Genomic DNA, 15041 nt, shown 5'->3' on the forward strand with positions numbered 1-15041 from the left:
GGTCCATGGCCTCGCCGGCAGCGCCGCCGGCGGCAGCCACCATGCGCGGCGGGAGACCGGCGCGGGCTTCTGCGTGTTCAACGACGTCGCGGTCGCCGCCCTGGCGCTCCAGGACGAGGGCACGATCCGCCGGGCGCTGGTGGTCGATTGCGACGTGCACCAGGGCGACGGCACCGCCGATTGTCTCGCCGGCTCGCCGGACCTGTTCACCTTCTCGATCCACGCCGAGAAGAACTATCCGACACGCAAGATCCCCGGCGACCTCGATGTGGGCCTCGTCGACGGCGTCGACGACGCGGCCTACGCCGCCGTCCTCGGCGCGCATCTGCCGGGCCTCCTCGACGGGCTCTCGCCGGACATCGTATTCTACAATGCCGGGGTCGATCCGCACGTGGACGACAGGCTTGGGCGCCTGGCCCTCACCGATGCGGGCCTCGCCGCACGGGATCGCTTCGTCGTGGGAGAAGCGCGCCGGCGCCGCATTCCCCTCGTGGCGGTGATCGGCGGCGGCTACGCCACCGATATCGATGCCCTGGCCGCCCGCCATGCCATCGTGTTCCAGGCCCTGGCCGCCCTCGCGTGAAGCCGCTCAGGGCGTCCCGCACGCTTCCGGCGGGATCTCGCCCTCGGTCACGCAGCGTGCCACCTTTTCGAGACCGTCGAAGAGCCGCTCCAACTGCGCGCCCTCCATGGAATGGAAGCCCAGCGTCCGGGTGATCAGCAGCCCCAGCGTCGAGAAAACCAAAGCCGCACCGATTCCCGGACAGGTCTCGATCTTCTCGAGGCCGGCGAGCCGTTCGCGGAGGAACACGTTGAATCCGGCGAACGCCTCGGGATTCTCCGCCGAGGCCAGGAGGAAGGCCCGCGGGAACCCCTCTTCCTCCGCATAGACCTGCCTCGCATGGGCGATCAGCGCGAGGGGGAGGGCCGAGGGGCCCGGCACCTGCTCCGCTTCGAGCTTGGCAATGCCCTCCTTGACCTCCTTCAGCTTGCGCTCGGCCATGGCCGTGATGAGCGCTTCCTTCGAGGAGAAATGGTGGAGGACCCCGCCCTTGCTCAGCCCCGCCTCCGCCGCCACCGCGTCGATGGTCAGCGTGCGCGTGCCCGCGCGACGGATCAGGCTCTCGGCCGCATCGAGGATGACGCTCGGCCGATCCTCCCGCCGTGTGCGCGGCTTCGCCATGTTCACACCCTAAAAACCGTCTGGACGGTCGGTAAGATAACCGATAGACAGGCGTTTCGATAGAGCTTTTGCGGGATGGGGTCACAGTGTCTGGTCCGACCATGTCCATTCGACGGTACCAAGGCGCCCGGACGGTGGCCTGCCTCGGCTTCGCCGCCCTGGCCTGCTTCCCGGCGCAGGCGAAGGACGATGCCGGCCAACCCGGCCCGACTCCCTCGAAAAAGAGCCTCGCCACCGTCCGCACGGCGAAGGCCGAGCGCAGCACCATCGCGGCCGATCTCGTCTTCACCGGCGACATCCAGGCCCAGTCGCAGGTGAACGTGGCCTTCCGCAACAACGGCAAGATCGCCGTGCGTCTGGTGGAAGTGGGCGATCACGTCACCGCCGACCAGGTTCTGGCCAAGCTCGATCCGCAGGAGCAACGCGCCAACCTCAACAACGCGCAGGCTGCGCTCACCTCCGCCGAGGCGCTGCTGACCCAGGCCAAGGTCAATTTCAAGCGCCAGGAGATGCTGCTCTCCAGCGGATACACCACGCGGCCGAGCTATGACGACGCCGAGCAGCAGCTCCGCACGACCCAGGCTTCGGTGGAATCCGCCAAGGCGGCCCTGGGCACCGCCCAGGAGCAGTTCTCCTATACCGACCTGAAGGCGGGCGTGGACGGCATCGTGCTCAGCCGCAGCTTCGAGGTGGGCCAGGTGGTCCAGGCCGGACAGACCGTTCTCACCATGGCCGAGGACGGGCCGCGCGACGCGGTGTTCAACGTGTTCGAGGCGGTGCTGGCGACCCCGCCCGAGAGCAAGCAGGTGGAGATCACCCTCCAGGCGGACCCGAAGGTGCGGACCGTCGGCACGGTGCGGGAGATCTCGCCGAGCGTGGACGCCGCCTCCGGCACCGTGCGGGTCAAGGTCGGCCTGAAGGACACGCCCGCCGCCATGTCCCTCGGGGCCATCGTCATCGGCACCGGCAAGTTCAGGCCGCAGACGGCCATCGTCCTGCCCTGGTCCTCGCTCTACCGCTGGGAGAACGGCCCCGCCGTGTGGGTGCGTGATCCGGCCAGCGGCAAGGTCGCCCCGCGCAACGTGACCATCGACCGGTATTCGCCCAACACCATCGCCCTGTCCGGCGGTGTCGAGCCGGGCGAGGAGGTGGTCGTCGCCGGCATCCAGTTCCTCCGGCCGGGCCAGTCCGTCGCCGTCGCCGAGGAGATCGCCCGATGATCCGCTCCGGCATCCGCCTCGCCCTGATCGGGGTGGCCCTGTCCGGCCTCGGCGCCTGCCATGGCGCGGAGGAGGAGGCCGGACCGCCGCCGGTGCGGCCCGTGCTCTATACGGAGGCCAAGCCCGTCGACACCATCGTGTTCGGGCCCTTCGCCGGGTTCGTGGCCCCCCGATATCAATCGGAGATCGGGTTCCAGATCGCGGGCCGTATGATCGCCCGCGACGTGACGATGGGGGACGTCGTCAAGAAGGGCCAGCGCATCGCCGCCCTCGACCCCATCGTCACCCGCTTCGCTCTCACCCGCGCCGAGGCGGAGCTCGCCGATGCCACGGCGCAGGCGGAGAATGCCAGCGCCACGGAGTTGCGCCAGCGGCGGTTGATCGCCAACGGCAATGTCAGCCAGGCACGGCTCGACAGCGCCGTGGCGAGCCGCGACACCGCCCAGGCCCGTCTCGCCCAGGCCCAGGCCAACCTGCAGAAGGCCCGCGACCAGATGGGCTATACCGAGCTGCATGCGGATTTCGACGGTGTCGTCACCGTCCGCAGCGCGGAAGTGGGGCAGGTGCTCTCGGCGGGGCAGGCGGTGGCGACCCTGGCCCGGCCCGAGGAGCGCGAGGCCGTGGTCGACATCCCCGAGGATCTGGTCGGCGCCATGCCGAAGGACGCGGTCTTCACCGTGGCGCTCCAGAGCGCCCCCGACGTGACGGCGACGGGCAAAGTCCGCGAGATCTCGCCCTTCGCCGACCAGAAGACCCGCACCCGGCGCATTCGGATGACCCTACTCAACCCGCCGGAGGCGTTCCGTCTCGGCTCCACCATCACGGTCGGGCTCTCGCGCCACATGAAAGCGCGGTTCCAGCTGCCGGCGACGGCGGTGTTCGAAGCCGATGGTCGAAGCGCGGTCTGGATCGTGAACGAGGCCGGGGATTCCGTGTCCCGCCGCGACGTCACCCTGGCGGAACGAAACGACCAGCGCGTGTCCGTCACCGAGGGACTGAAACCGGGGGACCGTGTCGTCCTCGCGGGCGCACGCAGTCTCGGCGAAGGCCAGCGCGTCCGCCTGTCCGACAAGCCGCAATAGCTGCCGCCCCGCGCTGGGTTTAGAGCCGCGCCGACCCGAACATCCTCACGCGAGAGCCGCCCGTGAAGAACTTCAACCTGTCCGAATGGGCGCTCGAGCATCGCTCCTTCGTCTGGTTCCTGATGCTGATCTCGATGCTGGCGGGCTTCCTCGCCTACGAGAAGCTCGGCCGCGAGGAAGACCCGCCCTTCGCCATCAAGACCATGATCGTGCAGGCGCGCTGGCCCGGCGCCACGATCAGCGACACGCTGGATCAGGTCACCGAGCGGATCGAGAAGGAATTGCAGCAGATCGACGCCGTCGATTTCAGCCGCAGCTACACCACGCCCGGCCAGACCACGGTCTTCGTCCAGTTGCGCGAGACGACGCCGCCGAAGACGATTCCGAGCATCTTCTATCAGGTGCGCAAACGCATCGGCGATATCGGCAGCACCTTCCCGCAGGGGATCCAGGGGCCGTTCTTCAACGACGAGTTCGGTGACGTCTTCGGCAACGTCTACGCGTTCACCGCCGACGGTGTCTCGATGCGCCAGTTGCGCGACTACGTGGAGCGGGTGCGGGCCGACCTGAAGAAGGTCAACAATGCCGGCAAGATGCAGCTCCTCGGCGCGCAGGACGAAGTCATCTACCTCGACTTCTCCACCCGCAAGCTCGCCGGCCTCGGCGTCGACCAGGCCGCCGTCATCGCGACGCTGCAGGCTCAGAACGCCATCGCCCCCTCCGGCGTGATCCAGGCCGGCCCCGAGCGCGTCTCCGTGCGGGTCGGCGGCCAGTTCATTTCCGAGGACAGTCTCAGGACCATCAACCTGCGGGTGAACGACCGCTTCTTCCGCCTCTCCGATGTGGCCGAGATCTCGCGCGGCTTCACCGATCCGCCCACGGCCCTGTTCCGGTTCGACGGCCAGCCGGCGATCGGCCTCGCCATCGCCATGCAGCCCTCGGGCAACCTGCTGACCTTCGGCCACGACCTCAAGGCGCGGATGAAGAAGCTCGAAGGCGAGCTGCCCTACGGCGTCGGCATCCACCTCGTCTCGGATCAGCCCAAGATCGTCGAGGAGGCGGTGGGCGGCTTCACCAAGGCCCTCATTGAGGCCGTGGTCATCGTGCTGGGCGTCAGCTTCATCAGCCTCGGCTGGCGGGCGGGGCTCGTGGTCTCGTTCTCGATCCCTCTCGTCCTCGCCGTGGTCTTCGTGGTGATGCAGGTGATGGGCGTCACGCTGCAGCGCATCTCGCTCGGCGCCCTCATCATCTCGCTCGGCCTCCTCGTCGACGACGCCATGATCACCGTCGAGATGATGGTCGCACGGCTGGAGGTGGGCGACACCCTGAAGAAGGCGGCGACCTTCGCCTATACCTCCACCGCCTTCCCGATGCTCACGGGCACGTTGGTCACCGTGGCGGGCTTCCTGCCCATCGGCTTCAACGGCTCGGCGGCCGGCGAATACACCTACAGCCTGTTCGTGGTTATCGCGGCCTCTCTCCTGATTTCGTGGGTCGTGGCGGTGCTGTTCGCGCCGCTCATCGGTGTGAAGCTACTGCCGAAGACGATCAAGAAGCACCACGACAAGCCGAGCTTCCTGCTTCGCACCTTCCGCGCGTTGCTGCTGCCGGCCATGCGGTTCCGCTGGACCACCGTGGCCTTCTGCGTCGGCCTGCTCGGCCTGTCGCTCTACGGCATCCAGTTCGTGCAGCAGCAGTTCTTCCCGGCCTCCGACCGTCCCGAGATCCTCGTGGACATGACCTTGCCGCAGAATGCCAGCATCGCCGAGACCAAGGCCCAGATGGACCGGTTCGAGGCGACGCTGAAGGGCGATCCCGAGATCCTGCGCTGGAGCTCCTATGTCGGGCAGGGCGCGGTGCGCTTCTATCTTCCGCTGGACCAGCAGCTCGGCAACGCGTTCTTCGGCCAGATCATCGTGGTAACCTCCTCGCTCGAGGCCCGCGATAAGATGATCCAGAAATTCGAGGCGCTGGCGGCCAAGGAATTCGTCGGCACCGACGTCTTCGTCCACTCCCTCGACCTCGGTCCCCCCGTGGGCCGACCGATCCAGTACCGGCTGAGCGGGCCCGATCTCCAGAAGGTGCGCGGCCTCGCGCTCCAGCTCAGCAACATCGTCGCCTCGAGCCCGAATGTCGGCCTGCCGAACCTCGATTGGAACGAGCCCGGCAAGGTGCTGAAGGTCGACATCATCCAGGACAAGGCGCGCCAGCTGGGCGTCACCTCGGAGGATATCGCCGGGCTCCTCAACGGCATCGTCGGCGGTCGCTCGATCACGCAGGTGCGCGACTCGATCTACCTCGTGGACGTGGTCGGCCGCGCCCAGGCGGCGGAACGCAACTCCGTCGAGACGCTGCAAAGCCTGCAGGTGCCGCTGTCGAACGGGAGCGTTGTGCCCCTGCTGGCCTTCGCCACCGTGAGCTACGAACTCGAACAGCCCATCGTCTGGCGCCGCGACCGCCTGCCCACCATCACGGTGCGGGCGGCGATCGTCGACGACACCCAGGCGCCCACCATCGTCAACGCCCTCGATCCGGCCATCAAGGCGTTCGAGAAGACCTTGCCGGACGGCTACACCCTCGCGGTCGGCGGTGCGGTGGAGGAGAGCGCCAAGGGCAGCGGACCCATCGCGGCGGTGGCGCCGGTGATGCTGCTCGCCATGGCGATGTTCCTGATGATCCAGCTCCAGAGCTTCCAGAAGCTGTTCCTGGTGGCGAGCGTGGCGCCCCTCGGCCTCATCGGCGTGGTGGCGATCCTGCTGCCCTTCGGCAAGCCGCTGGGCTTCGTCGCCATCCTCGGCGTGCTGGCGCTCATCGGGATCATCATCCGCAACTCGGTGATCCTGGTGATGCAGATCGACGAGTACGACCGCGAGGGCTACGCCCCATGGGACGCGGTGGTGGAGGCGACCTGCCACCGGATGCGGCCGATCCTGCTCACCGCCGGCGCGGCGAGCCTCGCCCTGATCCCCATCGCGCGGGAGGTCTTCTGGGGGCCGATGGCCTACGCCATGATCGGCGGCATCATCGCCGCCACCTTCCTGACCCTGTTCTTCCTGCCCGCGCTCTATGTCGGCTGGTACCGCATCAAGGCTCCGAAGGGGGATCGCCCCGCGGGCGGCGCATCGACGGCCCCGGCGGCGGGCCATCACGCCGAGGCCTGATCAGGGCGCTGCGGCGCAGAGTGCGGGCTCCAGGGCCCGCATGACGCGGCGATAATCGGTGATGTGCAGAGCGTCGCGCAAGGCGCCGGGCAGGGCGAACCCGGTGTCGCCGTCGCGCAGATCCGCGTAGGGGTCCACGTACCGGCAGGAGAGACGCCGGCACAGGGCCTCGATCCGCGCGGAGTACGCGACGACCGCCGCCGGTTCGAGGCGCTTTTCCACCGAACGGGAGATGGGCGGAACGGCGGCGACCACGACACGGTCGCTGCCGGCCTGCAGCCGCGTCACGATCCGCTCCACCGCGTCGTCGAAGCCCCGGGCGGTCCTGTCGGACAACGGCTCCTTCTTCCGCTGCAGGTCGTTGGTTCCGATGAAGACCACCACCGCGCGGGCGCGGGTCTTCACCGACAGCTTGGCCACGAGATCGGCATAGACCGAAGCCGATGCGCCGCTGATGCCGCCATTGACGATCTCCGTACCGCAGACCCGCTGGGCCGGGCTCTGCAACTCGGCCTGCGAATCGCCGGCGAGGAGGATGTAGCCGTTCGGTGCATCGTCGAGATGGGCCTGGATCGAAGGCAGCCGGTCCGTGGCGTAGAGCCGGGCGTTGAGACGCGAGGGCTTCTCGACCCATCCGACGGCGAAGCCCACACCGAGGACGGCCAGCCCGGCAATGCCCAGACGCAGGGCCTTCATCGGGTTGCTCCCGGCGAGTCCGATGTCTTGGATACCTCCGATGTCGTCGATACCTCCAATGTCGTCGATACCTCCAATGTCGTCGATACCTCCGAGGTCTTCGCCGTGCCGGCCCTGTCGACGGTGGCGCCCGGCCGCGAATCCGTCGTGGCGTAATAGGGCTTGATGTCGAGGAGCGGCGTGCCGTCGAGGCAGTCGAGCCCCCGGACGCTCAGGGTCGCTCCGTCGATGCCGAGGAGTTCCACCACCGAGAGCGCGATGGGGTTCGGGCGCGCCGGCGAGCGCAGGGAGAACGTGCCCCGGCTGCCCTCCGCATGGCGCGGCCTCTGGCGCACGATGTCCCGGGCGGCCCGGTCCATCCAGTAGAGCACGATGAGGTGGCTCGCCCCCTCCACGTTCTGCAAGCCGGGGGCGAAGGTGGCATCGACCTCCAGCGTGCAGATGGCGTCGGTCTGAAGCCCGTTCTTGGGGCATTCCGCGCGGGTCGCCCACGGGGTCCGGACACGGCCGATGAAGTAGAGCCCTGCATCGTGGGAGGCGGGCAGCGTGACGGTCTCTTCGCCGGGCCGCCGGTCGATCGGGTCGCTCATCAGACGCATCGGATTTGGAGAGGCGGTGCCCGGAAGAGCCCCGAGCCGTTCGAAGCGAGCATGTCGGACAACTCGCCCCCGTGCGCAAGCCGGTCGACAGCGAGCCGCCATGCGGGCCGCATCGTTCCATCGGGCGCCGGTGCGGTATAGATTCTTGCATATGGCCGTCGGCGGCACCGCCGGCCTTCGGGCCGAAGCCTTCCCAAGGAGAGAGCGTGACCACCAGCGAATGGCGCCCGATGGAATCCGTGGGCGATGCCGAGACCGCCGTCGACCGCCTCGCCGCTCTCTACGCGGGTGCGATCCAGTCGCTCCAGACCGCCCTGACCCGCTATCTCGACGGGGGCGCCGCGCCCGACCATGCCGAGCGGCTTCAGTTCCGCTATCCCGAATTGCGGATCACCTATCACCCGTCCGGGCCGATTCCGCGCTTTTCCCGCGCAACGGCGAAGTTCCAGTCTCCCGGCACCTACGCCACCACGGTGACGCAGCCGGCGCATTTCCGGCCGTACCTGCTGGAGCAGCTGACGCCCCTGATCCGGGATTACGGTGCGACCCTCGAAGTCGGCCTGAGCGCGCAGGAGATTCCCTATCCCTACGTGCTGGAGCCCGGCGCCAACCTCTCGGGCAGCGGGATCACGCCGCGCGATCTGGCCACCTACTTCCCCGTCCCGCTGCTCTCGGTGGTGGGTGACGAGATCGCCGACGGCCTCTGGGTGGCGCCGGTCGAAGAGCCGAAGCCCCTGGCGCTGTTCGACGCGATCCGGGTCGATTACTCCCTGCGCCGCCTCGTCCATTACACCGGCTGCGACTGGCGCGACGTCCAGCCGTGGATCCTGCTCACGAACTACCATCGCTACGTCGATGGCTTCATCCGGCACGGCTTGGAGCAGCTCGCCAGCGGCAGGGACGGCTACGAGCGCATGATCCTGCCCGGCGGTATCACCGTCTCGCGGGAGGAGGCGGCGGGCATCGATCCGGCGGCCCTCATCGCCGCGTCGCCCTGGCACAAGTTCCAGATGCCGGCCTATCACCTCGTGGCGCGCGGCCCCGACGGGTCGATGCAGGGCACGACGCTGGTCAACATCGGCGTCGGCCCCTCCAATGCCAAGACGATCACCGACCATCTGGCGGTCCTGCGTCCGCATTGCTGGCTCATGGTCGGCCATTGCGGCGGGTTGCGGCAGTCGCAGACCATCGGCGATTACGTCCTCGCCCATGGCTATCTGCGCCGGGATCGTATCCTCGACGAGCTGGTTCCGCCGGACGTGCCGGTGCCGGCCCTGGCCGAAGTCCAGCTCGCGCTCCAGGCCGCGGCCGCCAGCGTCACCGGCGAGACCAGCGACGACCTGAAGCGGCGCCTGCGCACGGGCACGGTGGTGACCTACGACGACCGCAACTGGGAGCTCCGCTTCAGCCAGGAGCGGCGGCGGATCAACCTGTCCCGCGCCATCGGCGTCGACATGGAGAGCGGCACCATCGCGGCGCAGGGCTACCGCCTGCGGGTTCCCTACGGCACGCTCCTCTGTGTGTCCGACAAGCCGCTCCACGGCGAGATCAAGCTGCCGGGGGCGGCCAACGCCTTCTACGAACGGGCGGTGGCCGAGCACCTGCTCATCGGCCTCTCCGCCCTCGATATCCTCCGCGCCGACCGCAACGGCCTGCATTCGCGCAAGCTGAGGAGCTTCGACGAACCGCCGTTCCGGTAGGCCGTCCGAAGGCCGGCGACCGAGGGACGATGTGGGACGCCGCCCCGGTGCCATCGGATCGGCGCGGCGCCGCGAATGGTCCCGGGTTACGGTTCGTCCGCTCTCAGTCGGCCGCATGCACCGAACGGTTCATGGCGATCATCTCGGCATGGCTGGGATTGGGACCGAGTTTTCCCAAGAGGCCATAGACCCGGTTCAGGGTCTTGGGAGCCTCTCCTTTCACTGCGGCGAGCAGGGCCTCGCGCATCGTCTCCGCGTCGTAGTCGCAGCAATAACCCGGGGTGGCGGGCTGCTGGCGCCAGGACTCCGCCAGCGAACCCCCATCCACCGGGTCGAAGCCGACCTGGTCCACGATGTCCATCACGGTCCGCTTCGCCGCTTCGGCATCGCCGGCCACGGCGACGGCGATCCGGTCGGGCGCACCCGCCGGACGCCCGAGCTCGGCGAGGGAGTGGGCGAGGATGTTGTTGAACGCCTTGACGATGGGGCGGCCGATCTGTTCCGACACCCAGACGCTCTCCGTCTTACCCGCGTCGAGTTCGGCGATCTGCGGGTCGCGCAGGCCGGGATAGTAATTGCCCGTGTCGACGATCGGGGTCGCCTCGGGCAGGCCGTCGAACAGGTCTTTCGGCAGCTGGGCGACGGCGGGAAACGGGATCGACAGGATCACGAGGTCCGCGCCCGCGACGGCCCCGTGGGCATCGGCGGGAGTCGCGCCGATCTCCTCGGCGAAGGCGCGCACGCCGTCGGGGCCCTTCGAATTCGCCACGCGGACCTGGTGTCCCGCCGCGCTGAGCTTGCGGGCGAGCGTGCCGCCGATATTGCCGGTGCCGATGACGCCGATTTTCATGCCTGTGTCCTTTGAATTTGGGGTGGCCGCCCCCCTCACGGGGCGGCCACCGGGCGCGCGAGGCCGTCGAGAGTGCGGCGCAGCTCTTCGATGGCCTCCGGGGTCAGCTGACACGCCGTCCGGATCCTGTCGGGGATGCCGCGAAGCGCTCCTTCCAGGGCTCGGCCATGCGGGGTCAGATCGATCAACACCCGGCGTTCGTCGGAGGCGTCGCGTGTCCGTGTCACCACGCCGGCGGCCTCCAGCCGCTTGAGCAGCGGCGTCAGGGTGCCCGTCTCCATGTCGAGGCGGGCACATAACTCGCCCACCGTCAGCGGCGAGCCATTCATCAATTCGAGGGCGACGAGGTATTGCGAGAACGTCAGGCCAAGCGGCTCGAGGAAAGGCTTGTGCAGCCGCACCATGCGGTTGGCGGCGGCGTTGAGCGCGAAGGAAAACTCCGTCGCGATCCTCTGTCGATCACGGGTCATTCGTGCAGCTCACTATCATATAGCGTACTACACAAATGGGTGAGGGATGGTCGCCTGTCAACGACGGGCGAACGATCCTACCGCTCCCGCTGCCACAAACCGGCCCGCTCGGACCGGGCCTGCTCCTCCGCTGCCAGGAGGTCCGACGGGGCATCCTCAGACGCGCGGGCACCGCCGGCCGTGAGGATGAGGGAGGCGAGGTCGTCGCCGTCGATCTGGCAGCGCAGGCCCGCGGGCTGCGCCTCGTCGGTCGCCTCGCCGGCCGCCGGGGCACAGACGACTTCGCGCCGGCGCAGATAGCGCGCGAGTTGGCGCGCCAGGGCGCCGCGCTCGCCATCGACGCCCAGCAGGCGCACCGTCCGGCCACGGAACGAGAGAGTTCCGGTATCGATCACCTCCGGCACGCCGCGCAACGCCCCGGCCGCACTGGTCTCCTTGGCGGCGGGGGCCGGCTCGGCGCGGGCGGCCGAGGGGCGCTTGCGCCGTGACGCCATCTGCACGGTGGCGCGTTGGGTGAAGTCCTTGAAGATCGCCGCCGGCAGGTCGCCGCCGCCGACCTTGTTCATGGAGGAATTGTCGTCGTTGCCGACCCAGACGCCGACGACGAGGTCCGGCGTCACGCCGACGAACCAGGCATCGCGGTAATCCTGCGTCGTCCCGGTCTTGCCGCCCACCGCGAGGTTGGTGATCCGCGCGGCCCGCCCGGTTCCGCTATCCACCACCGCCTGGAGTGAATCCAGCATCATCGCGCGGCTCTCGCCCGGCAGCGGCGTCGCCGGCTTGGCGTCGGGGCGCAGGTAGAGCGGGTCGGGGCCGGCTCCGCGAATGGCATGGACGCCATAGGTGTCGAGGGGCTGGGCGCTGGCCAGCACGCCAGCATAGGCCCGTGTCATCTCTAGCAGGGAGACTTCGGCCGAGCCGAGTGCAAGGCTCGGGACGTTGGGAAGATCGGAGGTGACGCCGAGCTTGCGTGCGGTCTCGATCACGGAGGCCATGCCGATCTCATCGGCGAGCTGCGCGGCGATGGTGTTGATCGATTGCGCGAAGGCGGTGCGGAGGGGGACCGCTCCCCGGAAACGGCCGCTCGCATTCTGCGGCTCCCAATCGCCGATCTGGATCGGCCGGTCCACCAGCACCGTCTCCGGCGAGAGGCCCTTCTCATAGGCGGTGAGGTAGACGAACAGCTTGAACAGTGAGCCGGCCTGGCGCTTGGCCTGGGTCGCCCGGTTGAACTGGCTGTCCTCGTAATCGCGCCCGCCTACCATGGCGAGGATCGCGCCCTCCTTGTTCAGGACGACCATGGCGCCCTGGCTCGCCTTCTTCTTGGCCCCTTCCGCATCGAGCCGCCGGGCGATGACGCCCTCCGCCAGGCTCTGCAGATCGAGGTTCAGGGTGGTGCGCAGGGTGACGTCGCCGGATGTGTCCGACAGGCGCTTGGCGTCCGCCGACACCATGTCGAGGAAGTAGTTGGTGCCCGGCGGCGTCTCGGGCGGGGTGCGCAGGGTGATCGTCTCGGCGCGTGCCTTGTCGGCCTCGGCGGCGGTGATCGCGCCGGTCTCGACCATGGTCTGCAGCACGATGTCGGCGCGCTCCTTGGCGCCGCCGAAATTGCGCGTCGGCGCCAATTGCGACGGCGCCCGGACGAGGCCCGCCAGCATCGCCGCCTCGGGCAGCGTCAGCGCCTTCGCGCCCTTGCCGAAATAGCGCCGGGACGCGGCGTCGATGCCATAGGCGCCGGCCCCGAAATAGGCGGTGTTGAGATAGCCGAGGAGGATGTCCTCCTTCGACATCGTGCTCTCCACGCGCAGGGCCAGGAACGCTTCCTGGATCTTCCGGCGCAGCGTCTTCTCCTGGGTGAGGGAGGTGAGCCGGACATATTGCTGCGTGATGGTGGACGCGCCCTCGCGCACGCCGCCGCTCACGGTGTTGCGCCAGAGCGCCCGCACCAGCCCGCGCGGGTCGACCCCCCAATGCGAGTAGAACCGCCGGTCCTCGATGGAGACCACCGCCTGGGCGAGATGAGCGGGCATGTCCGCCGCCGTGAGCTTCTGGCCCTGGAAGGCGCCGCGCGTGGCGAAGACCCTCCCGTCATCCGCCTCCACCGTGAGGGCGCGCTGGCCGCCTTCCGGCACCACCCCGCCGAGCGGGGGCAGGGTCGCGAAACTGTAGAGGACGAGGCAAGCGACGAAGACCAGCGGCAGGGCGAGGGCCGCAAGACCGGCAGCGAGGTAGGGCCGTTGCCGCAGACGGCCGCGCCAGCCCGATTGTGGCGTCTGCGCCGCCGGAGCGATCCCTGCCGCAGGCGGAGTGCCCGTGTCGCTCGCTCGCGCGGAGGTGGTGCGTGCGGTGAGCCTCGAACCGAGGGTGGCGAGCATCCGCCTCGCAGCGCGCCCCGTCGAAAGCGAGCCCCGCGCGAGGCCGCGTAAGGCCGTGGCGAGGAGAAAGCCGAGATGCCTGAACAGGACACGTGCCGCCTGCCCGGCTTCGCGGGCGGCGGTTCGGGCATCCGGCACGTCAGGGGCCTTCGGCCGTTCCGGTTCTTGATCTGTCATCGGCCGCCGGTCGTCATCCAGGAGTGCAGGTCCCGTCGGCTTACCGTCGGCGCTGATTTGGCGGTTCTAGACCGGAAAGAACCGTGGACGCCATGCCGGAAGCGGCATCGTCACGCCCTTTGGTCCCGTGCAGCCCGAGCGCCGAATCTCCTCCGAAGCTCTACTCTCTCGGCAAAGCCTCGGTCACCTGCATCCGCTGGGTCGGGGCCGAAACGCGCAGGCTGGCATCGAGGAGGGCCGAAGCCTGGCTCGGATCGCTGTTCGTCCCCGGGTTGACGTCCTGGGTACCGACCAGGGCGGTGACGCCTTCATACTGGTCGAGCCGGCGGTCGATCATGTCGCCGAGGCGCTCGCGGACTTCTGCGACGGTGAGGCTGCGGCGGTGCTTGCCGTCCTTCGCGGTGAAGAGGCTGCGGTTGGCGCGCGCGGCGGCGCGAAAAGCCTGCTTGGCCACGAGGTCCGGGTTGTCGTCGCTCAGCGTCAGGAACTTGCCGGCGCTCGATGTCCCGAGGAAATGGGCGAGATAGAGTTCGGACGTCTTCAGTTCGCGGCCGATACGCTGCTCGATGCGGGCGCGGTCGCGCTTGATCAGTTCTCCCGCCATGAGGGCTGCCACATAGGGGTCCTGCCGAAGGCGCAGCACGCGGGTGCGGGTGGCTTCGTCCTGGATCGTGATGGCACTGCCGCGGCCGGTGATTGCATTCGCCTCGGTCTCATAGCCGTAGCGGGCGCCATAGGTTCGCAGCAGTTCGAGCCAGGTGGCGGACAGGAACTGGAACAGCCCCTCGGCCGAAGAGGTCGATGCCTTCACGGTGGTCGAGAAGCTCGATTCCTTGTCGGCCAGCGCCATCATGTAGACCGGATCGACCCCGGTTTCGGACGACGCCTTCAGGATCGTCTCGACGATGTCGCGCGGCACATTCATGTCGCCGAACCGAAGCACGTCCCGTCCGTCGCTCTCGCGGCTCTGGGGAAGAGAAGCGAGGTCGTTTTCGATCAGGCTGGCCGTCGCAGGTTCCTGGTCGAGGAGGGGAACCCCATCCCAATCCGTGGGTTTGTCGATCGTGGACGCCGCGAAATCGCTGGCGACGTAGGCGCGGATGTCGATGCGGTCGTGGGCGGTCGCTGCCGGCGCCAAGGCGCTCTGCGGCAGTCCCGAGCCGAGCAGCAGGCCGATCGCGATCTTCGCGAGGGTGAGTTTGGCCGATACCGTGGTGCTTGCCTTCTTCCTGTCGCGAAGGGAGCCGGGCTTCAGCCAAGCAACCGTCTCGTCACGATCGAGGGTCTCGTCAGGCACGAGACGGCACGCGTCGTCGGCGCGATGCGCCGGCTCCGGGAAAAGCCCCATCATTGTTCCTTGTTCGTGCCGCGGCGTTCTAGGACGCGGCTTCGATCAGTTCAGCGAGCGGACATCTCGCTGGGAGCTGTGACCACATTGGGACAGCTCCGTGATTCAAGCGTGGCACGCTTAAGGAACGGTTAAGGCTATGATTTAACGATATTTTAAGTAATCGTTCGGACGCGGTTC

At 68.4% G+C, this 15041-nt stretch carries 11 protein-coding genes and 1 pseudogene; 5 read left to right on the forward strand and 7 right to left on the reverse strand.

All coding sequences use genetic code 11. From position 1 onward, the window contains the following. On the forward strand, positions 1–583 hold a 583-nt coding region (locus tag FV220_RS06225; protein WP_147830221.1), incomplete at its 5' end, for a histone deacetylase. Between the two features lie 6 nt (positions 584–589). Here FV220_RS06225 and FV220_RS06230 read toward each other — a convergent pair. Next, positions 590–1183 (reverse strand): TetR/AcrR family transcriptional regulator, encoded by a 594-nt coding sequence (locus FV220_RS06230; RefSeq protein ID WP_147830222.1) that lies wholly within the window; start codon positions 1181–1183, stop codon positions 590–592. Positions 1184–1284: 101 nt separating this feature from the next. On the opposite strand from FV220_RS06230, the gene FV220_RS06235 reads away from it, so the two are divergent. From FV220_RS06235 to FV220_RS06245, 3 genes are all read left to right on the forward strand, one after another. Further along, on the forward strand, positions 1285–2403 hold the full coding sequence (locus FV220_RS06235) for an efflux RND transporter periplasmic adaptor subunit (RefSeq protein WP_246689390.1): 1119 nt from the start codon (positions 1285–1287) through the stop codon (positions 2401–2403). Next, complete coding sequence (locus FV220_RS06240; RefSeq protein ID WP_018044968.1) at positions 2400–3485, forward strand: efflux RND transporter periplasmic adaptor subunit; 1086 nt, start codon at positions 2400–2402, stop codon at positions 3483–3485. Before FV220_RS06235 ends, FV220_RS06240 begins: the two co-directional genes overlap by 4 nt. A gap of 62 nt (positions 3486–3547) precedes the next feature. Further along, the gene (locus tag FV220_RS06245; RefSeq protein ID WP_147830223.1) at positions 3548–6646 is read left to right on the forward strand and encodes an efflux RND transporter permease subunit; all 3099 of its coding nucleotides are present in this window, start codon (positions 3548–3550) and stop codon (positions 6644–6646) included. Here FV220_RS06245 and FV220_RS06250 read toward each other — a convergent pair whose 3' ends face one another. Together FV220_RS06250 and tsaA are read right to left on the reverse strand one after the other, a co-directional pair. Further along, positions 6647–7342, reverse strand: a complete 696-nt coding sequence (locus FV220_RS06250) for a GDSL-type esterase/lipase family protein (protein WP_056140655.1) — start codon at positions 7340–7342, stop codon at positions 6647–6649. A gap of 98 nt (positions 7343–7440) precedes the next feature. Continuing rightward, a pseudogene (gene tsaA, locus FV220_RS06255) lies at positions 7441–7932 on the reverse strand (tRNA (N6-threonylcarbamoyladenosine(37)-N6)-methyltransferase TrmO); the annotation flags it as partial. A gap of 239 nt (positions 7933–8171) precedes the next feature. Between tsaA and FV220_RS06260 the strand changes: the two are divergent. Next, positions 8172–9641 carry an AMP nucleosidase gene (locus FV220_RS06260; protein ID WP_026176131.1) on the forward strand — a complete coding sequence of 490 codons (1470 nt, stop codon included), beginning with the start codon at positions 8172–8174 and terminating at the stop codon, positions 9639–9641. Positions 9642–9744: 103 nt separating this feature from the next. Here FV220_RS06260 and FV220_RS06265 read toward each other — a convergent pair whose 3' ends face one another. The 4 genes from FV220_RS06265 to FV220_RS06280 form a co-directional block, all read right to left on the reverse strand. Continuing rightward, complete coding sequence (locus FV220_RS06265) at positions 9745–10605, reverse strand: NADPH-dependent F420 reductase (RefSeq protein ID WP_281406074.1); 861 nt, start codon at positions 10603–10605, stop codon at positions 9745–9747. Further along, positions 10527–10961, reverse strand: a complete 435-nt coding sequence (locus FV220_RS06270; RefSeq protein WP_147830225.1) for a MarR family transcriptional regulator — start codon at positions 10959–10961, stop codon at positions 10527–10529. Before FV220_RS06270 ends, FV220_RS06265 begins: the two co-directional genes overlap by 79 nt. Positions 10962–11038: 77 nt before the next feature. Beyond that, complete coding sequence (locus FV220_RS06275; RefSeq protein WP_056140664.1) at positions 11039–13513, reverse strand: PBP1A family penicillin-binding protein; 2475 nt, start codon at positions 13511–13513, stop codon at positions 11039–11041. 160 nt (positions 13514–13673) lie between these two features. Further along, a complete protein-coding gene (locus FV220_RS06280; protein ID WP_147830226.1) occupies positions 13674–14864 on the reverse strand; it encodes a transglycosylase SLT domain-containing protein in 1191 nt (396 codons plus the stop codon). Positions 14865–15041 lie beyond the last annotated feature (177 nt).

Source organism: Methylobacterium sp. WL19 (assembly GCF_008040005.1).
GTDB lineage: Bacteria > Pseudomonadota > Alphaproteobacteria > Rhizobiales > Beijerinckiaceae > Methylobacterium > Methylobacterium bullatum.

Bases quoted from the DNA above. Each gene is read 5' to 3' on its own strand.
- FV220_RS06230 (WP_147830222.1), bottom strand. From the start codon at position 1,183: ATGGCGAAGCCGCGCACACGGCGGGAGGATCGGCCGAGCGTCATCCTC.
- FV220_RS06260 (WP_026176131.1), top strand. From the start codon at position 8,172: ATGGAATCCGTGGGCGATGCCGAGACCGCCGTCGACCGCCTCGCCGCT.
- FV220_RS06280 (WP_147830226.1), bottom strand. From the start codon at position 14,864: ATGATGGGGCTTTTCCCGGAGCCGGCGCATCGCGCCGACGACGCGTGC.
- FV220_RS06235 (WP_246689390.1), top strand. From the start codon at position 1,285: ATGTCCATTCGACGGTACCAAGGCGCCCGGACGGTGGCCTGCCTCGGC.
- FV220_RS06250 (WP_056140655.1), bottom strand. From the start codon at position 7,342: ATGAAGGCCCTGCGTCTGGGCATTGCCGGGCTGGCCGTCCTCGGTGTG.
- FV220_RS06270 (WP_147830225.1), bottom strand. From the start codon at position 10,961: ATGACCCGTGATCGACAGAGGATCGCGACGGAGTTTTCCTTCGCGCTC.
- FV220_RS06240 (WP_018044968.1), top strand. From the start codon at position 2,400: ATGATCCGCTCCGGCATCCGCCTCGCCCTGATCGGGGTGGCCCTGTCC.
- FV220_RS06275 (WP_056140664.1), bottom strand. From the start codon at position 13,513: ATGACAGATCAAGAACCGGAACGGCCGAAGGCCCCTGACGTGCCGGAT.